Here is a 22644-nt window from a genome sequence, read left to right on the forward strand (position 1 = left end):
AAGGTGACATTACATTATTCTTCCCGTGCACTGATTCAGGTGCAGGATAAGATACTTTTGGTCAGACGGGTTGGAGACAGGATGAGTTTTCTGCCCGGCGGGCATGTTGAACTGGGGGAAGCTGCTGCGAAAGCGCTGGCCAGAGAAATTGAAGAAGAGACCGGGATGAAAGCCATAGTTGGCTCTTTGATTGGCATGGCTGAAAATGACTGGCTGGAAAGTGGTCAGCAGCAGGCAGAAATTGCACTTGTTTTTCAGGCTGAACTGGCTGGGGTTTGTGAGGCCATGCAGATTGATTCCAAAGAAGCGCATCTGGAGTTTTTCTGGGCGGAGATTCGCGCATTGGATGAACACCAGCTTTATCCGGTTGCCTTGCGTGAGTTGATACGGGAAGGCATGAGCCATTATCAGGGTTTTGTAGCTTCCGATCTGGATAAGTAGCCTGTTTTCCTAGCAAAAAGGTTTGATTCACAGCAGTGGAAACAGGTTTTGATGGCTTATTGAGCACTTGAACTTTTTTTACTTTACAGCCGGGCCATCACCACGTATTATTCGCCGCACTCACGGAGAGATGGCTGAGTGGTTGAAAGCACCGGTCTTGAAAACCGGCATACGTTAATAGCGTATCTAGGGTTCAAATCCCTATCTCTCCGCCACATTCAAAGAAACCGCTGAACTATCAGCGGTTTTTTTTCGTCTGAACTTCGGCACACAGAGATAGGGTGAAGAAGCCTGGTTGGGTTCAGCCGAGCGTAGCGAGACCACGTTGCCTTCAGGCAACGCCCGAAGGGGCGCGAGCTTGCGAGCGATAAATCCCTATCTCTCCGCCACATTCAAAGAAACCGCTGAACTATCAGCGGTTTTTTTTCGTCTGAATCTTCGTCAGAGCCATGATATCAACGCCATGGGTGATGCTTGTACCGTATCGTGAATGACTGCCTGAAGAGCAGCCATCATTTTCATGAGGCGAATACGTTAGTCTGACATTAAGTTCTGCTCCATTGCAGCTCTGGAAAGAAAATTCAGATTCATGGCGCTGTGAGGCTTTAATGCCAAGCGTTCGTTCGCGAGAGCTTGCGCAAGATTTCTCATACCGCCTCGTAGAGCTGCCTCTGTCAACGTCAGATCGATGATATCGCGCTGAGCATGACTGCCACCGAAGCGATTCGAGATGTAACGCGCACTGTAGAGCTGCTCTGCAGCGGCTTGATAGTCCCCATTCCAAAACGCCTTAAATCCTTTCATCAGAGGCAATCCAATTTGATGAGCCCATATTGCGACCTCCTTCGACGAGCGACTCTGTGACTGGAAGAGGGTCAGGAGCCGTTCTACGTCTGCATCTCGCCCAGCCCCCAAATAGGCCATCACGGCATGCCAGTCATTGAATGGGTACAGTTTTCCATCCGCATGTTGATCCCACTGATTCGCCAGCTCCTGCCAGCGGTTACCCACCTTGCAACCCAATAATTCCAGTCGCCACAGCAGTGCTGAGGCGTCCACCATGTCCAGGGCAACACTGCTGCGATCCTCACGAACTGGTCCGTCATAGAGTGCAAGCGCTGTGTCGAACTGACCCAGATCCAGATAATAAAGTGCGAGGTGCCACCAATTATGGACTTTGAAAAAGTTATCTTCACCAGACCAGCAGGACTCTCTGGTCGTCATCCAACCGATGCCGTCCTGGACACGTCCCTGCATCTCCATGACATGGGCCACGGCATGGTGTGCCCAGCAATCAAGGGGTTCCATCTCAATCGCCTGACGTCCGGATTCTTCTGCTTGCGCATAATGACCACATTCCTCTAACCCAAAGGCGTGCATGCCAAGCAGGATGGCGTAACCCGGTATCTCAGGAGACCACTGACGCAACACACGCGCGATTCTGTCACGCAGGTTTCTGGAATTTGCCCGATAGAAATCGATCAAATGGCCAATCTGCAAGCCAATCAGGTCGCGTGGGTAGGTGATATTATGGTGATCTAACAGGGTGGCTGCCTTGCTCCAGTTGCCTTTAAGCAAATGATTCAATGCATTGATATGGGATTTTTCTCTTTCATTGACGGGTAGTGCCTGTGCTTTTTCAAGCATTCCCTGAGCGGCACTTATCGAGCTGGGCTCTGTCGCCATCGCGCACAGATACGCTTTGAGTATATAAGCCATCCCAAAACATGGCGCTTGCTCAATGGCACGGTCTAATAAATGAAAAGGATCACCGCGATAAAGGTTGAAAGTCGTCACAGCCCTGTCATAGAGCTGTACCGCTTCTACCGACGCGCCTGACAAGTTGTTACCTTGCTGATCGGATAACATAACTGACCCCCTGGCTGGACTGCTGCTTGTAGTGCGAATCCCACCTAAGTGTAGCCAATTGCAAATCGATTCTTCCGTTGATGCCGGGGAAGATGCCGTCTGAAATCAGTGAACACTGACGTGCGGACTCTGATCCGCTCTTCTCTGAATCACTGTTCGCTTATCTGGTTTGGGCATAAGCTGTTGAGAGTCGAGCGCTTACCTTGACCGGATCGGCTGTTGATTCAATGATCGCGAATGAAAATGTCAGAGGCGGGATGTGTATAACAGCGAACGCTAAAGTATTGATATTTTGAGTGAACATTTTTGTGTTCTCTGTTTCAAATGCAAACTGTCGATTCAACAAAAAATCACACCTAATTTTTAAATTTTATTTCCATTCAATGAATTGCTTACTGTTGTCTTATATTCTCACAATTGAGATATCTGTATTTATTTGTCAGGTAGATAATTACAGGGATTGAGTGATATAGGAAAGCAGTCATGAGTCGTCATCCTCAGTTAGTGATGTTTTCAGATAAAAGCATTCATTGCGATGCACTCTGTAATGTATTGAGAAAAAGTGGTGGATTTGAGCTGTTACAAATCAGCGATGTTCAGCAATTGGAACCTCTTGTAAATCAAGGGAAGGTCATCCTGATTGTTGATACGCAAGCATCTGAAATAATGACAATTTATCATCTGATTCAAAGTCACTGGCTACGGCCAGATAAAATTGTTTTGTTTAATGTGGGCGACCATTATGATTTTCGCTACGTCTTAAAATGGCCTCAGTGCTGCGGCGTACTGACTCAGGATGTCAGCTATCATCATTGGTTGGAAGGATTAAGTACAGTTGCTTCCGGTGAATTTTGGTTTACGCGGAAGGTCATGGCAGACCTCATTGCCTCTTATCGTAACCAGGGAAACTTTGAGGCACAGAAACGAGAAAGGAAAGCGCTGAGTTTAACGAAGAGAGAAGAAGATATTTTGAAGTTAATCATTCAGGGAGAAAGTAATGCAAAAATTGCAGAATCTTTATTTGTGAGTGAAAGTACAGTGAAAACACATTTGTATAATGCATTCAAGAAAATTGATGTGAAAAATAGAAGGCAAGCCCGGGATTGGGCACGAGAGCAATTATTGTTTGAGTATTAGTTTTTTTGTTTTTTAATAAGGGAGCTTGTCTCCCTTTTTTTATGTCTGTAATTCTGTTTGTATCAAATGATTGATTTTTAATTTATTGATTTTAAAGTTTATTTTTAACGTGTAAATCACTTCGAACTTTATATTTGATGTGAATCGTTTATGAATCAGTTTGTTAGGTTTGGTCGTTATTTGTTCAGGTTTAAATCATACTTTTCTCATACTTTGTTTCGGGAACAACGATCTAAAATAAAAATAAGCGAACGGGAGATGGTGTGGGGAAGATGGCAAACATCAAAATTCATAAAAATAAGTTGGTTTTGTTGCTTTGCTTAATATCTTCAACAGCGATGTCCGGTGAAGCGGTAAAATTGAACTTGAAGGGTAAAATCAGTCAGAAATGCAGTATTTATAACATGTCAGACCTGATTGATTTGTCTAAGAGTGAAACAAAAATTGTAGCTTTTAAGTTTTACTGTAACTCACCATTTGATATTTCAGTTTCATCACAGAATGGTGGGTTGAAAAACGGGAGTTACTTGGTTCGATATCACTACGCTTTGGATATTCCAAAGGCCGGAGTAAGCATTTACGGTGATAGCGAGAAAAGTGTTATCAACTCAAAGATTGTGAATGTGGAAAAAATTCCTTTCGAAAGCAGAGGAGAGATAAAGGTCAGTTTGATTGATAAGCTTGAAATGTCTGGGCATTATCAGGAAACACTGAAAATAAATTTATATCCAAAAAGTTTTTTATGAATGCTGAATGTGCTGTATCCATTGAGTATTCATAATTTCAAAGCAGTAAAAAACAATAAAATATCCTTAATGTATGTAATTAGCAGTTATGGAGTATGTTATGAAAAAGTTCATGTTATCTGCAGCAGCTGTAATCGTTCTTTCTTCTCTGTCTATGTCTGTGAGTGCTGGTGAAAGTTCACACGGTCCTCGTGGACCACAGGATGGAAGAAGCTGTAATGGTGATGTGTGTGATTTGAAAATTATCGCAGAGGTTGAAGAAAAATGCTTCTGTTCATTCGAAGGCCATGACTATGTCAACCTGGGTAAATTGAATGCATGGCACTCAACGACATCTCAGCCTAAAAAACTGCGCATTTACTGTAACACACGTAAAGCAGATGTTCAGGTCAGAACAATGAACGACGGTCTGAAAGGTCTCCATGATCACTACGGTGATGAAGATGTCGATTACGTTATCAAATCTGGTGGCTACCAATTTGATACAAACGCTGATGGTCACAAAGGTTATCAGATGTTTGCGAACAACTTCATGGGCGATTACCTGAATATCGTGATTCAAAGCAAACCATATGACTTCAAGAAAGTAAAACCTGGTTATAAATTTGATACGGCTTACTTCAAAGTAACGCCAGTGAAATACTACTAATACCGTCATGGCTTGAAAATCAGTGGGAGCATTGCTCCCACTTTTTTCAAAAGGAGGATGTATGCGTTGGCTCGTTTTGTTGTTGCTCTCTTTTAAATGCTTTGCCTTCGGTATTATGCCGGTCACTGTGGAAATTGGCGCATCAGGCAGCAAAGCACAGCAGAAATTTGTTGTTTCGAATCAGTTTGAAACACCATTACAGGTCGAAGTGGTCCCGCTGCAGTTAGAGTGGAAGGACGGCGCCTATCATGCAGTCCCTGCAGACGAAGATATTCTGATTCTGCCAGACACAGCAATGATTCAACCAGGCAGCAGCCAGGCGGTGATGGTGAGATATCTTGGCGAGCCGGATTTATCGCGTTCTAAAGCTTATGTCATTCAGTTTAATCAGGTGATGACGGAAAACAGTCAAACTGAACAAACGGACGGAAGTCTGGTTTCTATGGCTGTCAGTTATGATGCTGTGGTCACTGTTGCTCCGAATAAGGCGATTTCTGACCTGCAACTTGCCAGTGCCAAATCGTTAGGCAATGGGAAGTGGGAAGTCCTGATTGAGAATGCCGGTAATAAACATGGCTGGGCAACCAAAGCGGATTGGGTGATTCAGACGGATAAGGGACCTGTGACAATTCCGGGCAAGGAAATTGCGAATCACATCGATGCAACTTTTTTTCCACCACTGAGCTCAACCAAGACTACATTTAAGTTAAACAAAGACATAGTCATTAGTAAGCAATTATCGCTTGAAGTGAAAAACACGAATTAGCTTGCAGGGGAATGGGAATGAAATGGATTTTCATCGCGCTTTTGTTCGGTAGCGTCGCCGGTGTATGCCATGCGTTGGAAGTTGGCCCGCTGGTCCATGAAATCCAGTCCGATTCTCCGATGCGAAGCAGCAAGGTCACGGTCAGGAATAATTCTGCCAATACCCAGCTGGTTGATGCACAAGTGATGGCGTTAAATTTTGACAAGAGCGGCTTTGTGGCCGCTCCAGTCAATGGTGATGAAATTATCGTTACGCCACCAGCCTTCAAACTTGAACCCGGTCAGATTCAGTCATTTATGGTGGTTTGGGCTGGCGGCCAGTCACTGAAACAATCTCGCAGCTACAGCGTGCAACTGTCAGCGCTCAGCCAGAAAACTGGAGCACAGCAAAACAATATTTCGATTCTGATTAATTACAATGTGATTGTGCATGTATCCAGCACCAGACATGTTGCAAATATTTCAACCCAGCCAATTCACGTCAGCAAATCTGATAATCTTGTCAATTTTACGGTTGATAACCTCGGCACCAAATATACCAAATTAAGTAATTACAACCTCCGGTTCAAAAAGAATCAAAGCTCAAAACCTTATGTGTTGACCGGCGAACAGATTGCCGGCAGTGATTACGATGTTTTTATTCCGGCGAAGCAGGCAACTGAAATTCACTTGCCGAATATTCTCTTTTCTGGCCGGCAGTTTGAGCAGGTCACACTTGAGAAGAGGTTGCCATGAGGTTGAGACTCTGTGCATGCTTCATCGCGATCATGACACTGTTTTTCAGGGTGTCCGATGTCTGTGCAGCTACGGATCTGGTCACCCCCAGAGTCATCACTTTTACCAGCCTGCTGAACTTTTACGGCCAATCCGTAGGGGAAGTCATGGTAAAGGTCACCCCCAAAAAGGAGCTGTTTATCAAGTACGACACGCTTGAACCCTTTTTGAAGCAAAAGCTGAATGAAGAGGCATTTTCAAAAGTTCAAACTTCAGTCAAAGACGGGTATGTGAACAGTGCAGAGCTTGCAACGCATCAGATTAACGTTGATCTCAGCTCAACCACTTTAGAAACGACAATTTCAATCCCGAAAGAGTTACTGAAAGACAGCGGGCTTTATCTGTTTCAGAATGATGAAGCGGTTGGGAATGCTGCGCAGGCAGATGATATCAGTGGCTTTGTGAATTATTTCTTGTCTGGCAGTTATCTGACCGGTGGAACCAATGGAGATAACTGGTTTTCCAGCAATGTGATAGAAACAGGTCTGCGTTATCAGAAATTTAATCTGTTTAATGATTTCTCATTGGACTTTGATGACGGTGAAACGGATTTTTATCGTTTATTATCCCAGCTCACTTATGACTTTCCTGATGAAGGAACGCGGATTACCCTGGGGGATTTGTCATTCAGGGCTTTCGGATTTCAAAGTGGCGAGAGCATTCTGGGGCTGAATATCAGCCGTGACTTTGGGGTGATTCCAACGAAAAACGTCCGCCCGATAGCCAATCAGCAGTTTGTCCTGGAGCGTACGTCATCTGTCGATGTGTATATTGACGGTATCTTAATGCGCAGTATTCGTCTGGCTCCTGGCGCTTACGATATCCGGGACTTACCTTTGACGACGGGGGTCAACAATATTCAATTGGTGATCACCGATCCTTCCGGACGGCAAGAAGTCATCAATTTTAGTATCGCGACCGGGATCAGCTTATTGGCTGCAGGGGAATATGAATATTCGGCCTCATTAGGGATCGACAGCGAGCTTTCAGACAACCAATTAGAATATGAAACCGATGATTATATCTTTTCTGTCGGGGGAGATTACGGGATTACAGAATCCTGGACGGCAGGATTAAATTTTCAGGCAAGAAAGAACATTCTCCAGCTCGGTGCGACAACGGGGTTTGGGACAGACCTGGGGTTGTTTGGCGTGGAAGGGGCAGTCAGCCAGCATCAGGTGCTGGACACCGGATTTGCCTTACGTTTGAAATATGATGCTTTTTTTGATTCCGATGATCATACGCTGAATGCACAGTATGAATATTTTACATCGAAATTTACGACCATCAGTGACAGCAGCATTGATAATTTTGTAGAAAACCCGAACGGTGTCGAGCATCGTTTTGATGTGTTCTATAACTATCTGTTATCAGACCGGTTGTCTGTCGGCATGTCTGCAAATGCACGATATTTGTACGGGAATAATTTTGACTATGCCCTGACGCCGTCGATGGCTGGTGTCTGGTTTGATACACCGGCAAGCTGGAATATTCGCGTCACCTATGAAGATGATGAAGATCCGGATACGGATGAGTGGCGATTTTTTGTCTCAACCTCGATACCGATTGGCTCATGGCTGAATCCCAACCATCAGATGAGCGCGAGTTATGACTCGGTCGATCAGCGTTCTCAGCTCAGGTATAGCTATAATCAGAACACCGGTACGGTGGGTGGTGTTGGTGTTTTTGCATTGGCTGAAAATAACCAGGATGAAGATTTTGTCGGCAGCCTATCGGCGAACTATACGGGGAATCGCTATCTGCTGACTCTTGATCACGACAGTCTGGTTGATATTGACGGTGAGTATTCAACCGTCAACCGTCTGGGCCTGCAAGGTGCGGTTGCATTCACCGGCAGTCATGTTGCGGTCGGCCGTCCGATCAGTGATGCCTTCGCCATTATCTCGGTCCATGATTCACTGGGGGAAAGTCCGGTCATGGTCAATCCGGAAGTGGATGGCAGTTATGCGGTACACTCTGATTTCATGGGCCCGATGCTTTTACCGGATATCGTTTCCTACCGTCCTCAGCGGATCGACTATGACGTTGAGGACTTACCCGTGGGTTATGACCTTGGTGAAGGCGGATTCAACATTAATCCGGAGCATGGCAGCAGCTATAGTTTAACCATCGGTTCTGATGCAAATATCACAGCACTGGGTTATTTGTATGATGCAGAAGGGAAAGCTGTGCCGTTAACCGAAGGTAAAGCAGTCCACCAGAATGATGCTGATTTTTCTGCGGTAGACTTTTTCACGAACAGTAAAGGACGCTTCGCCATTTCAGGACTGAAACCAGGCCGCTATAAGGTCAGTGTCTACAGTAAACCTCCGCAGGAATTTAACCTTTCAATCCCTGATGATGCAGGCAACATCATTCGATTGGGTGATATAAGGGTCAAAAGATGAAATTAAAACCGTTTTTGATGTTGTGTGCCCTTGCAGTATTTTCCGGCAGTCCATGGGCTGCACCGAACTGTAATCTTTCTCTGCAGAACATTCGGCTGGAGAACACCGGTAAGAATGTGATTTATGACATTTTTGAAGCCGGTAGTTTTTCACTGATACAGAATCATCTTATTGATATTAAAAATAATAGTAGTGATTTAACCTGCGATACCGTGGTGCTGATTCAGCCCAAGCAGAATTATTTTTCGGGCTCTCAGCGCGGACAACGGCTGGAATATCAGATTCTGGCGGCAAAAAATGCGGCTTCGATTTACGAAAATGGTTTAGCCATTGTGGTCCGAAACCTCAAGCCCAAAGAAAAAAGAACACTTTCCTATCAGCTCAGGTTTGCTTCGGGTCAGTATGTTTCCCATGGCCAGTACCAGAACCTGTTTGACTACACGGCCGTTGAACACCCATTAAACAGAACCAATATTTTTGACGAGACGGAACATGACTTCCAAGTCAGGGTCAATAAAACAGCAAAAATCAGCTTATGGGGAACCAATGACCGGCATCAGTACACCGTTGATTTTGGTGAACTGGAAACGGGAAAAACCCTTCAGATCGCCCCTCAGCTTCTGGTTCAAAGTACGGCGGATTATTCCATTGATTTTCAGTCTGAGAATTATGGTCATCTTCGCCACCGTTCCGGGGATACCAAGTGGGATGTGGACTACGACTTTTTTGTGAACAACCGGTCCGTACCCTTGGCAGCCGGCGGACACAGCGTGAGTTTCAGGCAACCGGCCAGCGCGGTCGGAGACCGGTACTCGATGATGTTCCGGATCGGAAATGTCAGATCAAAACCTGCCGGACAATATGAAGATGTCATCACGATTACCGTGACACCATCGCTTGTTCATTAGGCCCGCTTGCCGTCTGTTTAAGACAATCGTAAAGGATTCGGCCCTGTCGGGGCCGGTCAACCTCAGTAACTTGCCTCCAGTCTCAATAAGGGACAGCACCAGCCCGGCGTTTGCGTTTTACTCATAAAAAGGTTGAGGAACAGGGGCCGGGTCTGGCTCCCGTAGGTGTGTCTGCGGCACCAGAATCAAGTGTTGAATCGTCGTTCGGGCGACCTATGTGAAGTCTGCGTCTGATGAAGATAATGACTTCAGATTGCTTTAGCTGATCAATTCCGAACAGCGTCACGGTGGATGCAGCGCGGGTAAAAACACAATTGGAGGCAGGTATGAGCCAGCTAGAGGCCGTATCCATTGAGAGCTTTAAAAAGCACTTTCAGGGAAAAATTGTTCTTCCCTCAGATGATGATTACGATGAGGTTCGTCAGATCTGGAATGCAATGATTGATCGGAAACCAGCCATCATTGCACGCTGTATTTCTGCGGAATGTGTTGTGCAGGCGGTCAATTTTGCGCGTGAGCATGATCTCCTGCTGTCTGTCCGTGGGGGAGGACACAACATTGCCGGGAACGCTGTCTGTGACGGCGGCTTAATGATTGACATGTCCCTGATGAATGCTGTGCATGTGAATCCGAATACCCAAAGGGCGGTTGTGGAACCTGGTTGCACCCTTGGCGATGTGGATGCTGCGGTGCAAAAACATGCTCTTGCGACACCGCTTGGAATCAACTCGACTACCGGGATTGCCGGTCTGACGTTGGGCGGTGGTTTTGGATGGCTGAGTCGGCTTTACGGCATGACGATTGACAACTTACTTTCTGTCCATGTTGTTACCGCGAACGGTACCCAGCTGAAAGCCAGTGAAACTGAAAATGCCGATCTGTTCTGGGGTGTGCGGGGCGGCGGCGGTAATTTTGGTGTGGTCACTAGCTTTGAGTTTCAGCTTCATCCGGTCGGCCCTGATGTGCTGAGCGGGTTGATTGTCTTTCCGTTTGATCAGGCGAAGTCAGTGCTGACTCAGTTCGCTGAGTTTACGGAGTCTATGCCGGAGGCACTGAATGTCTGGATGGTCACCCGTAAGGCGCCACCACTGCCATTCCTGCCTGAAGCAGTTCACGGTAAAGAAATCGTCGCGCTGGCTTTGTGTTATTTCGGTGACCCGGCTGAAGGTGAAAAACTGATTGCGCCTTTACGCAGTTTCGGAAGGGCATACGGTGAGCATGTCGGTGTGCAGCCTTATAGTGCCTGGCAGCAGGCCTTTGATCCTCTGTTAACCCCGGGCGCCCGGAACTACTGGAAATCACATAACTTTACCCACTTATCTGAAGGCGCCTTAGATGTTCTGATTGAATACGCCGGAAAGCTGCCGTCACCCCATTGCGAGATATTTATCGGTACGATCGGTGGGCAGACAACTCAGGTGGCAGCGGATGCAATGGCCTATTCAAGTCGTGATGCACGGTATGTGATGAATGTTCATGGCCGTTGGGAAACACCTGAAGAAGATGAAGCCTGTATTTCCTGGGCGCGAGAGTTTTTCTCGAAATCAAAACCTTTCGCCAGTGGCGGTGCCTATATCAATTTCCTGACGCAGGATGAGAGCGATCGCGTTGAATTTGCTTATGGTGAAACCTACGCACGATTGGTCGAGCTCAAGAAAAAATATGATCCCAACAACCTTTTCAGAATGAATCAGAATATTAATCCGGACGGCTGAAGCGTCTTTAACGTGAAAGCCCGCCAAATCTGGCGGGCTTTCAGTGGTTGTTTTGACTGAGCAAGGTGTTGCGGCCATTGTTATGTCAGCATCAACACCGCATGCAGCAGGATAACGCCTGCAGTCAGTCGGCTTCGCATCGGCTGATATGCTTTGGGTTTCTCTTCCCCTTCCGTCTGCCGAATCAGTTTTTCTGCAAACCAGACAGCCAGATAACCCAGTGCCAGGAGTCCGGCTGCTGTCACGCTATGCTTATTGCCCTGCAAAATTGCGCCCCAGGCCAGCAGAACAAACAGATTGCTCAGAATCAGGGCATTCCGGCTGAGTTTGTGAGCCATATGATCAATGGCGTTGCCCCATAAAATTCCGGACAGAAAACTCAGAATCACGGCACTGTAGGCGATGAACATCTGTTGGCCGGACAAGTTGAACAGCCTGATATCCGTCATAGCCAGCATCAGGGTGATCAGAAAAGGCAGCAGGCCGAGATAGCCAAGCTGTTTCATCAGAGAGTCAGGTGTTTGCATCATATGTCCTCAGGTGATGAATCACCGGCTGATCCGGGATGATTTTTCCTTCATAAATATAGCTTCAGTCAGTGTTTCATGCGCAGTTGCGACCGTTTCGGCATCATAAGAAACAGATCCAGCCGGAAACCCGAAAGTATTTATTTTCCGAATACTGACTATTCAGTTTATTCATGCATTGGCGGGGCCTTTGAAACGTATAGTGATGGGTTTCAACGGCTGGTTGTGCTGTTGGTTCGGACGAAAGTCGCGTGATGCAGGATGCGCTGATGCTTCTCTTCCGGGCATCGTTTTTATGAAAATTAAGCCAGACTAGCTTGGCCCGATTTCGTGACAGAAGCTTCCGCCAATCTATGAAGACTCAGCTACAGTTAGACCAGCAGAGAACGAGAATCACTGAGCAAAAGCGTATGTAACACACGGCAGGCATATCCGAACCGGTATTGCAGCTTGCCAGAGCAAGTATTTACTGACTGGAGAAATATGATGAAAGTTCTGTATTCCACAAAAGCAACATCTACTGGCGGGCGTGACGGTGCTTCGGAGACTGAAGACGGCAAACTGAAAGTGCAGTTGAGCACACCGAAAGAGCTGGGCGGAGCCGGCGGCAGCGGCACGAATCCGGAACAGCTCTTTGCGGCGGGTTATTCTGCCTGTTTCATCGGAGCAATGAAATTTGTAGCGGCACAGGATGGCATCAAATTACCGAATGAGCCCAGCGTGACAGCGCAGGTGGGGATTGGTGAAAATCCGAAAGGCGTTGGCTTTGCAATTGATGTCGAGTTACATATTTCGCTGCCGGATCTGGAGAAGGATGAAGCCAGGGCGTTGGCAGAAAAAGCGCATGAAGTTTGCCCTTACTCAAATGCGACACGTGGCAATGTTCGTGTTGAACTCGTGATCGTATAACGAACATTTCATAATTTTAACGGGCTCAATTGAGCCCGTTTTTTGTTTTCAATGTTTTGTTTTTAATTTTGGCTGGTGGCGGAGTCAGAGATGTTTTTTATTTAAATATCTGCAAGTAAATTATAATTAACTTTGTTAAGTTTGAGCCATTCAGACATAAGGCGACGATGCGGAGGAAATATTAAATGCCAGTTTTTTTGATATTAAAAAACTGCTGATATAAAAACGACTTAGCCTCGCCATTAATATTTGTGAGGAAGGTCAAATAAAGTTGTGGGTTTTCGTTCAGCCCTTTGCTGGCGTGGCTTGAGGGTGTGTTTCGTTATGAGCTTTCTTATAGTCAAAATGACTTTATTTACCCTCAAAAAGTCGGAATTGAAATAGGCTATTGAAATGCTTTATAAGAGAATTCTAAACTCAGCGCATCGAATCATTTTATGGCTGGTATTTCCCTTTGTCTGAGTCTGATAATCAAAAAGTGTCTGCGATTGATAGTGTGATTCATCGTGCGCTGATTAAAAAAAAGAAACGTCAAAAGGAATTGGAGCTTGCAAGCAAACCTTCTCTTGAGGAAAGCCTGCGGGCCAGGTTCGATATTCTCGAAACAATGACCAAGCCCGGTCGCGGCACGGTTGTGTACAAGCTGGCCGATAAAGATGATCCCAATAAAGTCATTTGCTGTAAGTCCGTCATCGAGCGTGGAAACGAAGCAGCAGAGAATGCATTACTGAGTGAAGCAACAAAGCTTGAGGTCTGTCAGCACCCGAATGTTGTGAAATTCATTAAGGTTGGCCACGAATTTACCACCCCTTATTTTTTCATGGAGTGGGTCAGTGGCGAGAATCTGGCCCAGAAAGTCAGCCGTCACAATAACGGTGGCTTTCGTGCAGATCACATTGCCTGGCTGATTTATCAGCTGGCCGGTGCGCTGGATTATGCCCACACCCAAGGTGTGTGTCATCTGGATATCAAGCCTTCGAATGTGCTGATTGGCGCAGACGATGCTGTTCGTCTGGTTGATTTTGGTGCTGCGCAATATGTCGGTGAAAGTAACGAATATGTCGAGGCCAGTCTGAACTACGCCTCGCCTGATTATGTACGTACCGGAGTCGGACAACCTGAAGATGATGTTTATTCACTGGCTGTGATGGCCTATTGCCTGTTCCTCGGGGTAACTGCCAGTGCAGATATCGGCATGGTTATTCAGGGCCAGAAGCGGCCGGTGGTGATTCCGCCGCATGCATGGAAAGCTATTAAAACCGTGATCACCAAACCCCGTTATCACGGCTATTCGCCGATTCAGTTTGCGCAGGTGCTGGGTCAGATTGATACAGATACACCGCTGTCGAATGCACCGATTTTCAACAACATGCGAAATGCCGATCTGGTTCTGAGTAAGAAAAAGGTCCATGCATTCAGTGCCATTGAGGGCTGGAAGTCGCTGGAAATTACCCTGATTGGCGCCACTTTGGTTTTGGTTGCTTTCCTGGTGCTTCGCAATGTTTTTTCTTTTGCGTTCGATATGAATTCAGGAACGCCGGTTCAGCCAGCCAGTTTCACCTACGACGGTCAGATCTTCCAGCCGGATGATACGTCCTGGTTTACCTACCAGTTTCTGAATGAGTTTACATCTGAGACACCAGAGCTTTCGAAAACGGCGGTCTCTGTGGTTGAAGCCTATGACCGGAAAAAGTCGGAACGTGAAAAGCAGCTGTATCAGCACCTGAGTCCGGTGTTTGAGGATGAGCGTCAGGCTGAGACGACACGCCGTGAAGAACTGAATGCGGTCAAAAATGAACTGATCACCATTCGGCGTCTGATGCAGGGCGGACAGCCGGGCGACAGTGTGCACATTGAAAAACAGCTCTCCAGTGCTCAGGCAAGGATCAATGCGCTCCTGCAAAACGAAAGTTTATACAGTGAAAATGCAGTCACGCCTGAGGAAGCCCTGAATTTGCTGGAGGTCGGCGATGCGGTGTTTGCCCGGAAAGCGTTTGAATCTGCCTGGCAGAAGGCCACGGCTCAGGCTTACTACTATTCGCACGAAGTCCGTTATGAGACGGTCGTGAAGGTACTGTCGCGCGTTTCTGTCCTGATGGATGAAAGCAAGTTCAAAGATGCCTCCAGCCTGATCGAAAGTGCGCAGGAAGTATTCCCGGAAAGTAAGGATATCCGCCGGATGGGTGCCTTACTGTATGCGCGCCGCGGGGAATACATTCTCCAGCAGTCGCTCCACTCAGATTTAGTCGTGGATAAAAGCATTATTCAGCAGGCGTATCAGGACGTGAAGACGTTTGCGCCGGAACGACTGGAGCAGGTGAAAGCACAGCTGAAAGAAGAAATTGCGCAGGGGAGTGAATCCAGATTCAAAGCCGGTGCGCTGAGTATCAATGCCAAAAATGTAACGTCGATTGTTTTACCGGATTGGGAGTGGGAAGCATGAGTGATTTAAATACTCGGCTGGATGCACTGTTGTCTCCAATCAGCGCGGACCAGCCTGTGGGTGAGGATGCCCGCTATGAGCTCTGCTATGAGCTGATGGAAGCTGAAGTGAAGAAGTTCGGCTCATTGTTTGGTGAAACAGTTGACTGGATGGAAGTGGAGAAGCAGGCCGAGATTGTTCTGCTGCAGCACAGTAAAGATCTGAAAGCCATGGCGTATATCGCCCGTGCCTGGGCGGAGCATTATGGCAGTGCTGGCCTGAAAGCCGGTCTGGTCTTGCTGAAATCCGCTCTGGAACAATTCGGGTCTGCTCTTTATCCGTCTCGGGCCAGAGCCCGGGATAGCGCCATTGAATGGCTGGACAAGCAAATCGAGCTGGTCGCGCCAAAACTGAAGAACTCGTCTTACGAGGATCTGGATACGAGTTCGGCGCTGTGTCAGGACATCGGCTTCTCGATGGGCGAGGTATTCGAAGGGTCGGATGTCTCAATGGTGAGTGCCCGGGATGCTTTGGCAACCCAAAGCCGCAGTATGGGCGCTCCGGCAAAACCGGCAGAGCAACCGGCGGTACAGTCTGCGCCTGCTGCGACAGAAAAACCGGCAGAGCCTGTGAAGCAAGCTGAAGCGGCGCCGGAACCTGTTGCGCCGCCTCCAAAAACGGCCAGACCGGTATCCAGACCGACAGCGGCACCGAGTGTCTCGCTGAGTGGTGACACTGATAAAAAATCGCTGGAGCAGATGGCTGAGCATCTGCTGCACCAGGACCCGGCAATGCCGCTGGCTTATCAGGTTGGCCGGTATCTGACCTGGATGGCCGTGGATGAGTTGCCGCCACATGACGGTGACGGAAAAACACCGCTGCGTCTGCCGGTGAGTCAGGACACCATCAGTGATTATGAGGCGGCGCTGTCAGCCAAAGCTGTGGATGAACATTATCGCCGCCTGGAGAAAAGTCTTCGCAATACGCCGTTCTGGCTGACCGGACACCGTCTGATTTCGGTGATGCTGAAGCAGATGGCGTTTGTTCAGGCAGCCGAGGCTGTCCGTGAAGAGACACGTCGTTTTATCTCCCGCCTGGAAGGCGTGGAAACCCTGTCATTTGATGACGCAACCCCGTTTGCCGACGAGGCAACGAAACAATGGCTGGCTGCGGCACCTGCGGGTTCCGGCAGTGCGGTCAGTGAAGGGTTGTCTGAATTACTGGGCGATCTGGACGGCGACAATCTGGAAGGTGCTGAGCTGGGTCAGTTACTGGTTTCAGCCTCTTCTCAACTGGATGCCGCTCAGTCCGGGCGCGCCAGATTTCTCTTACATCTGCAACTGGCCAAATTACTGCACAACAATGGTCTTCACAGTCTGGCGCTGCCACATCTGGAAGTCATCTGGCCAGAAAGAGAACGGGTTCATTTGAGTTACTGGGAACCGCATCTGGATGCAGAACTGGAGCAGTTACTGTCTTCAACACTGACTCAAATTTATTCACGGGAAGAAGCCTTTCCCGGCAAGTACAGAGAATGGCTGAAAGCCGTTCATTAACATATAGCTGCTAAGTAAGGACAAGTTATGTCTAAAGATGGTTCAGTCGCTCCGAAAGAGCGAATTAATATCCGATACGTACCCGCTACCGGCGATGCCCAGGAAGAGGTAGAGCTGCCCCTGAGTATGATGGTCGTGGGTGATTTCACCGGCCGCGACAATGAAACACCGATTGAAGATCGTGATCCGATCAATATCGACAAAGACAACTTCAACGATGTGCTGAGTGCGCATGCACCGAACGTCAAAGTGAATGTAGCCAACCGTCTGAGCGATGAAGAAGGCGCACAACTGGGTGTTGATCTGACCTTCAAAAATATGAAGGACTTCTCTCCGGAAGCGATTGCCCGTCAGGTCCCGGAACTGGGCAGTCTGCTGGAACTTCGTGAAGCACTGGTGGCACTGAAAGGTCCGCTGGGGAACGTACCTGCTTTCCGTAAGCGCATTGCGCAGGTGCTGCAGGATGAAGATTCACGCAATAAACTGCTCAGCGAACTGAGCATCAATACGAATAACGAAGAATAAGCAGGTGCCGAATGACAACTGAAGCAATGACACCGGAACAGGATGCACAACTGGTTGAATCCGGTTCTCTGTTAGACAGTATTTTAAACGAAACCCGTCTGAAGCCATCTGAAGATGGTTTTGATGTGGCGAAACGTGGTGTGGAAGCGTTCATTTCTGAACTGCTGAGCAAAAACATCTCTGACAAAGTTGACCAGTCGCTGGTTGATCTGATGATTGCTGAAATCGATCAGAAACTGTCTGCACAGGTTGATGAAATTCTGCACGCAGAAGAATTGCAGGCGATTGAATCTTCATGGCGTGGCCTGAAGTATCTGGTTGATCAGACGGATTTCCGTGAAAACATCCAGATCGAAGTGATTTCTGCGAAGAAAAATGAAGTGCTTGATGACTTTGATGATGCACCGGAAGTGGTGAAATCGGGTCTGTATAAGCAAATTTATACCCGTGAATACGGTCAGTTCGGTGGTAAACCGGTTGGTGCTGTGATCTGTGATTTCAAGATGACGGCTGCATCACCGGACATCAAGCTGATGGAATACATGGCAAACGTGGGTGCGATGTCTCATGCGCCGTTCATCACGTCGGCGGGTCCTCAGTTCTTTGGTGTTGACAGCTATGAAGAGCTGCCAAATCTGAAAGATCTGAAGTCGGTCTTCGAAGGCCCGCAGTACACCAAGTGGCGTGGTCTGCGTGAACACGAAGATTCCCGTTACCTGGGTCTGTGTACCACGGGATTCATGCTGCGTTCTCCGTACTCGGTTGCAGATAACCCAATCAAAGCATTTGATTACAACGAGAATGTGTCTGCAAGCCACGATCATTATCTGTGGGGTAACTCGGCGTACGCACTGGCTTCACGTATTTCCGACTCATTCGCGAAATTCCGCTGGTGTCCGAACATCATCGGTCCTCAGAGCGGTGGTACGGTGAACGATCTGCCGGTTCATAACTTTGAGTCCATGGGCCGCATTGAAACCAAGATCCCAACTGAAGTGCTGGTTTCTGACCGTCGTGAATTTGAACTGGCGGAAGAAGGCTTTATTGCCCTGACCATGCGTAAAGGTTCTGACAACGCGGCATTCTTCTCTGCTAACTCGGTTCAGAAGCCGAAGTTCTTCGGAAATTCTCCGGAAGGCAAAGATGCAGAAACCAACTACAAGCTGGGCACTCAGCTGCCGTACATGTTCATCATCAACCGCCTGGCGCACTACCTGAAAGTGCTGCAGCGCGAGCAGATTGGTTCGTGGAAAGAGCGTACCGACCTGGAAATTGAACTGAACAAGTGGATCCGTCAGTACGTGTCTGATCAGGAAAATCCACCAGCAGAAGTTCGTGGCCGCCGTCCGCTGCGTGCTGCAAGAGTTGAAGTTTCCGATGTTGAAGGCGATCCGGGCTGGTACCGTGTTTCTCTGGCGGTTCGTCCGCACTTCAAATACATGGGCGCAAGCTTTGAGCTGTCTCTGGTCGGCAAACTGGATCAGAACTAATTGAAGGCGAGCGGTCGCTGTCAGGTAAGCATCTCGCTTATCCGCCAGCAGGCCGCTCGATATGATTTATGGATAAAGGTTACCGGTTACTGGAACGGATCGAGCTGGGGGAACCCAAAAACAGTTACGATGCTGTGGGCTCGACGCAACACCTGATTGAATCAATTCACAATCACCTTGCAGATTTGCTCAATACCCACACGGGTAATGCCATGATTGCCAACGATTACGGGCTGCCGGACTTTAACGATGTCCTGGCGGACAAATCGAATATTGTCAGAGAAATCAGAAACAGTGTGAAAAGCACGATTGAGAAATATGAACCCCGTTTATCCGCCGTTGTTGTCCGGTATATCCCCCATGTGGACAACCCACTGCAGCTGAATTTTGCTGTCAGCGGTGAAGTGCTGCATAACGATAAGAAAACCATGATGAATATCGACTTATCCGTGGGTGTCGACGGTAAGTTTTCTGTTTAGAGACGACGAAAATGACCTATAGCAAGTATTTCCAGGACGAGCTCTCGTTTCTCAAAGAAGCGGGTTCCGAGTTTTCAAAAAGTCACCCGCAATTAACCAAATTTCTCTCAGAAAGCAGTAACGACCCGGATGTTGAACGTCTGCTGGAAGGCTTCGCTTTTCTGAATGGTAAGCTGCGTCAGAAGCTGGATGATGAACTTCCGGAACTGACTCAATCCCTGATCGCTCTGCTTTGGCCGCACTATTTGCGTTCAGTGCCTTCGATGTGTATTGCTCAGTTCAGCCACCATGCGGGGAGTCTGTCGCAAAAGACGACGATTACGCGCGGGCATGAAATGGCCAGCAGGCAAGTGGATGACACGCAATGTGTTTTCCGGACCTGTTACGATGTTGACCTGTTTCCGCTGGAAATTAACTCGGTCACACAGCAAAACACACGATCGAACAGCCACCTGAATGTGACACTGTCGACAGACAGCGGCTCAGAGCTATCACGTATTGGGTTAGACTCCCTGCGTTTCCATATTCACGGGGAGTTGCACGTTTCCCGGATTTTGTATTTGTGGCTGTTCCGGTACCTGGACAGTGTTGATGTGCAGCTGGCGGGTGGCGGAAGTAAACGGCTGCCTGCATCCTGCATCAAGAAAGTGGGTTTTGCAGATGATGAAGCCCTGCTGCCATACGGACCGAATTCATTTTCCGGTTACCGTCTGGTTCAGGAGTATTTCTCAATGCCTGATAAATTCATGTTCTTTGATGTTGAAGGACTGGAATGGCTCAAAGGGGTACCGAATCAGAACACCATGAGTCTGGTGTTTAATTTCTCCCGGTCTCTGCCTTCGGAAGTCACCATTCGCGAGAAGAACCTGCGGTTGTTCTGTACGCCCGTTGCCAACCTGTTCGAGATGGATGCGGACCCGATTCGCCTGGATCACAAGCGAACGGAATACCGGGTCCGGCCTCAGTCCACGAGACAGCAAAATCATGAGGTTTATTCCGTGAATCAGGTACGGGGCTGGAGTCAGGAAAACCGCCGTCAGGTCGATTACCTGCCGTTTGAATCCTTTGAACACCAGCTGGGAATCGACAGCCAGCAGCATTACTACAATGTCAAAGTGGCGGAACATGTTTCCGGAAAAGGGTTGTCTCATTACATTTCCTTCTTTGATCATAACGCCGGAGTGGCGAATCTTGAGACGGAAACTGTGCTCATCAAGCTGACCTGTACCAATGGTAAATTGCCGCAGCGTCTGGCACCGGGTGATATTGCTTTTACCACGCACAAGTCAACGAACTATGCGGACTTTAAAAACCTGACAAAACCGACGGTGTCTGTCAGCCCGCAGATTGACAGCAGCCTGCACTGGCAGCTGATTGCCAATATGTCGCTCAATTATTTGTCGTTGATTGATGCCGATGTGCTGAAAATGATGCTGAGTATTTACGATTTCCACTCGCGCAGTGACCGTCAGTCTCAGCGGGCCTCGGCCAACCGGTTAAACGGGATTAAAGCCATTAGCATGAAGCCGGTCGAGCGGATCTTCCGCGGGCTTCCTATTCGCGGGAATTTGATTGAGCTGCAAATGGATTCCTCCATGTTTGCCAATGAAGGGGACATGTATTTGCTGGTGTCGATTCTGAATGAGTTTTTCTCGCTGTATTCCAGTATCAATTCTTTTTCTGAGCTGGAAGTCGTGGATGTCAAAACCGGTGAAATCTACCGATGGAATGGCAATCAGGGTAAGCAGGCAGTGATATGATCGACAAGATTCAACAAGCCAGCCATGAGTTTGCTTTTTTTCAGGCTGTTTATCTGCTTGAAGCGAATGCCAGGAAGCAGGAGCCGGCACAGTTTAAATCGGCCGGTCTGGCGAAAACGCAGTCTGAGGAGTTTCTTCGCTTTCGTATTTCTCCTGAACTCGGATTTCCGCGCGCTGATATCGCGCAGTTTGAAACTGTGCAATGGAGTCACCGTGAGGTGCCCAGCCTGACGGTGAACTTCGGCGGACTGCACGGGACCGGTTCGCCGCTGCCAACCGCATACACGGAGAAGCTGGCCGGCAGAGACGGCGAGGATAATCCGGTCAAAGATTTCTTCGACTTCTTTCATCACCGTTATTTATCGCACCTTTACCGGATATGGAAAAAGTACAGATACCATGTGCGTTACGAATCCGGTGCCGTCGATCCGTTGTCCCGCAATCTGTTTAACCTGGTTGGGATATCCTCTGAACTCAGTGACGAAAGTGACTTTCATTTCGACAGGGCAAAACTGCTGTCTTATATCGGCCAGCTGTCCTCCAGAACCCGGTCACCCAATCTGGTTTCCGGGGTGGTGGCGCACTGCTTTAATCTGAAAAAAGTCAGCATTGAGCAGTGGGTGCCGCGCAGAGTCAAAATTGCGCCCTCACAACTGAACAGTCTGGGGCATGTGAATTGCGTTCTCGGGCGCGATTATCACCTGGGTGACCATCTGATCGATATTACCGGGAAGTTTAACCTGGTGTTTCATGATCTGAGTTTTGAGGAATACTGCCACTTTTTACCCGGCGAGCAGGGGAATATTTTGCTGAAGGAACTGATGCGTTTCGTCTTGCGCGACCCGATGGCCTGGGATTTAAAAATGGAAGTGATGAACGACGATCTGCCTGCCAGCGTGTTGGGTGCGCAGGGGGCGAACCGGCTTGGTCAGGTCAGCTGGCTGGGCAGTGTACAGGGTGACAAGCAGACGGTTGTCGTCATTGGCGCTGTCTGAGCATGGATACAGCGACACCCGGCTGCCGGCGTTGAAGGGGCAGTCGGGTGTCGTGGTTTTTCTCATCAAATCTCGCCAAACGCGAACGTTTGCCGGGATGACACTTACCGGCAGATCGGGCTGTGGAATACGACGGTTGTATGCAGCTCTTTGATACCCGGAATATTCTCGGCTTCATCACACAATTCATTCATGACATGTAATGAAGAAGCTTCCAGCAGCGTAATAATATCGAACCCGCCGCCAACGACACTGATGGTCTTGATTTCAGGGATCTCTCTCAGGCTGTCACACACTTTCTTTTTCCAGCCATTCTTACATTTAATCAGCAGGTAGCAGCTGGTCAGGTTGGCGCTTTTCTGTGTCCCGATTTTCGCCGTATACCCTTCAATGACACCGGATTTCTCCATACGGGAAATGCGTTCAGCCACTGCGGTTCGTGAAAGGCCCACACTGCGGGCCATATTCGCGATAGATTCTCGTCCGTTAATCAGCAGACTCGATAATATCTTCCTATCAATCCGGTCTACGGTGTTGCTATGTAAAGTACTCATTATCTTTATTCTCGA

20 protein-coding genes, 1 tRNA gene and 1 other RNA gene are annotated in these 22644 nt (G+C 48.1%); 19 read left to right on the plus strand and 3 right to left on the minus strand.

The window, feature by feature from the left end; all coding sequences use genetic code 11:
• The first annotated feature begins 3 nt into the window (after nucleotides 1–3).
• The 3 genes from L4174_RS16890 (at nucleotide 4) to L4174_RS16900 (ending at nucleotide 830) form a co-directional block, all read left to right on the plus strand.
• Nucleotides 4–441 (plus strand): NUDIX domain-containing protein, encoded by a 438-nt coding sequence (locus L4174_RS16890; RefSeq protein ID WP_248142743.1) that lies wholly within the window; start codon nucleotides 4–6, stop codon nucleotides 439–441.
• Nucleotides 442–565: 124 nt separating this feature from the next.
• A tRNA-Ser gene (locus tag L4174_RS16895) sits at nucleotides 566–656 on the plus strand.
• A 46-nt stretch (nucleotides 657–702) separates the two neighbouring features.
• Nucleotides 703–830: non-coding RNA, RtT sRNA (locus L4174_RS16900), on the plus strand.
• 145 nt (nucleotides 831–975) lie between these two features.
• Here L4174_RS16900 and L4174_RS16905 read toward each other — a convergent pair.
• Nucleotides 976–2310, minus strand: a complete 1335-nt coding sequence (locus L4174_RS16905; protein ID WP_248142742.1) for a tetratricopeptide repeat protein — start codon at nucleotides 2308–2310, stop codon at nucleotides 976–978.
• A gap of 483 nt (nucleotides 2311–2793) precedes the next feature.
• Here L4174_RS16905 and L4174_RS16910 point away from each other — a divergent pair, with 483 nt between their 5' ends.
• From L4174_RS16910 to L4174_RS16945, 8 genes are all read left to right on the plus strand, one after another.
• Nucleotides 2794–3447 (plus strand): LuxR C-terminal-related transcriptional regulator, encoded by a 654-nt coding sequence (locus L4174_RS16910; protein ID WP_248142741.1) that lies wholly within the window; start codon nucleotides 2794–2796, stop codon nucleotides 3445–3447.
• 272 nt (nucleotides 3448–3719) lie between these two features.
• On the plus strand, nucleotides 3720–4193 hold the full coding sequence (locus tag L4174_RS16915; protein ID WP_248142740.1) for a hypothetical protein: 474 nt from the start codon (nucleotides 3720–3722) through the stop codon (nucleotides 4191–4193).
• Nucleotides 4194–4293: 100 nt separating this feature from the next.
• On the plus strand, nucleotides 4294–4842 hold the full coding sequence (locus tag L4174_RS16920) for a hypothetical protein (RefSeq protein WP_248142739.1): 549 nt from the start codon (nucleotides 4294–4296) through the stop codon (nucleotides 4840–4842).
• Nucleotides 4843–4903: 61 nt separating this feature from the next.
• Nucleotides 4904–5608: a hypothetical protein gene (locus L4174_RS16925; protein ID WP_248142738.1), complete on the plus strand. Its 705-nt coding sequence runs from the start codon at nucleotides 4904–4906 to the stop codon at nucleotides 5606–5608.
• A gap of 17 nt (nucleotides 5609–5625) precedes the next feature.
• A complete protein-coding gene (locus L4174_RS16930) occupies nucleotides 5626–6342 on the plus strand; it encodes a fimbria/pilus periplasmic chaperone (protein WP_248142737.1) in 717 nt (238 codons plus the stop codon).
• The gene (locus L4174_RS16935; protein ID WP_248142736.1) at nucleotides 6339–8789 is read left to right on the plus strand and encodes a fimbria/pilus outer membrane usher protein; all 2451 of its coding nucleotides are present in this window, start codon (nucleotides 6339–6341) and stop codon (nucleotides 8787–8789) included. The genes L4174_RS16930 and L4174_RS16935 overlap by 4 nt, the downstream gene beginning before the upstream one ends.
• Complete coding sequence (locus tag L4174_RS16940; RefSeq protein ID WP_248142735.1) at nucleotides 8786–9697, plus strand: hypothetical protein; 912 nt, start codon at nucleotides 8786–8788, stop codon at nucleotides 9695–9697. The genes L4174_RS16935 and L4174_RS16940 overlap by 4 nt, the downstream gene beginning before the upstream one ends.
• Before the next feature lie 326 nt (nucleotides 9698–10023).
• Nucleotides 10024–11412 carry an FAD-binding oxidoreductase gene (locus L4174_RS16945; protein ID WP_248142734.1) on the plus strand — a complete coding sequence of 463 codons (1389 nt, stop codon included), beginning with the start codon at nucleotides 10024–10026 and terminating at the stop codon, nucleotides 11410–11412.
• 80 nt (nucleotides 11413–11492) lie between these two features.
• Here L4174_RS16945 and L4174_RS16950 read toward each other — a convergent pair whose 3' ends face one another.
• The gene (locus tag L4174_RS16950) at nucleotides 11493–11939 is read right to left on the minus strand and encodes a DUF3429 domain-containing protein (RefSeq protein ID WP_248143346.1); all 447 of its coding nucleotides are present in this window, start codon (nucleotides 11937–11939) and stop codon (nucleotides 11493–11495) included.
• Between the two features lie 486 nt (nucleotides 11940–12425).
• Here L4174_RS16950 and L4174_RS16955 point away from each other — a divergent pair, with 486 nt between their 5' ends.
• The 8 genes from L4174_RS16955 to tssG all read left to right on the plus strand — a co-directional run bounded on the left by L4174_RS16955 (nucleotide 12426) and on the right by tssG (nucleotide 22075).
• Nucleotides 12426–12848 (plus strand): organic hydroperoxide resistance protein, encoded by a 423-nt coding sequence (locus tag L4174_RS16955; protein WP_248143344.1) that lies wholly within the window; start codon nucleotides 12426–12428, stop codon nucleotides 12846–12848.
• Nucleotides 12849–13302: 454 nt separating this feature from the next.
• Nucleotides 13303–15291: a protein kinase gene (locus tag L4174_RS16960; protein ID WP_248142733.1), complete on the plus strand. Its 1989-nt coding sequence runs from the start codon at nucleotides 13303–13305 to the stop codon at nucleotides 15289–15291.
• Nucleotides 15288–16826 carry a type VI secretion system protein TssA gene (tssA, locus tag L4174_RS16965; RefSeq protein WP_248142732.1) on the plus strand — a complete coding sequence of 513 codons (1539 nt, stop codon included), beginning with the start codon at nucleotides 15288–15290 and terminating at the stop codon, nucleotides 16824–16826. The genes L4174_RS16960 and tssA overlap by 4 nt, the downstream gene beginning before the upstream one ends.
• 27 nt (nucleotides 16827–16853) lie before the next feature.
• Nucleotides 16854–17351, plus strand: coding sequence for a type VI secretion system contractile sheath small subunit (gene tssB / locus L4174_RS16970; RefSeq protein WP_248142731.1), 498 nt, complete (start codon nucleotides 16854–16856; stop codon nucleotides 17349–17351).
• Nucleotides 17352–17362: 11 nt separating this feature from the next.
• Nucleotides 17363–18841 carry a type VI secretion system contractile sheath large subunit gene (gene tssC, locus L4174_RS16975; protein WP_248142730.1) on the plus strand — a complete coding sequence of 493 codons (1479 nt, stop codon included), beginning with the start codon at nucleotides 17363–17365 and terminating at the stop codon, nucleotides 18839–18841.
• 68 nt (nucleotides 18842–18909) lie between these two features.
• Nucleotides 18910–19320, plus strand: coding sequence for a type VI secretion system baseplate subunit TssE (gene tssE, locus L4174_RS16980; RefSeq protein WP_248142729.1), 411 nt, complete (start codon nucleotides 18910–18912; stop codon nucleotides 19318–19320).
• 11 nt (nucleotides 19321–19331) lie between these two features.
• Nucleotides 19332–21080, plus strand: coding sequence for a type VI secretion system baseplate subunit TssF (tssF, locus tag L4174_RS16985; RefSeq protein WP_248142728.1), 1749 nt, complete (start codon nucleotides 19332–19334; stop codon nucleotides 21078–21080).
• Nucleotides 21077–22075: a type VI secretion system baseplate subunit TssG gene (gene tssG / locus L4174_RS16990; protein WP_248142727.1), complete on the plus strand. Its 999-nt coding sequence runs from the start codon at nucleotides 21077–21079 to the stop codon at nucleotides 22073–22075. Before tssF ends, tssG begins: the two co-directional genes overlap by 4 nt.
• Before the next feature lie 104 nt (nucleotides 22076–22179).
• On the opposite strand, the gene L4174_RS16995 is transcribed toward tssG, so the two are convergent.
• On the minus strand, nucleotides 22180–22632 hold the full coding sequence (locus tag L4174_RS16995) for an Lrp/AsnC family transcriptional regulator (RefSeq protein WP_371929434.1): 453 nt from the start codon (nucleotides 22630–22632) through the stop codon (nucleotides 22180–22182).
• Between the last annotated feature and the right edge of the window lie 12 nt (nucleotides 22633–22644).

This window comes from Photobacterium sp. CCB-ST2H9, assembly GCF_023151555.2.
GTDB lineage: Bacteria > Pseudomonadota > Gammaproteobacteria > Enterobacterales > Vibrionaceae > Photobacterium.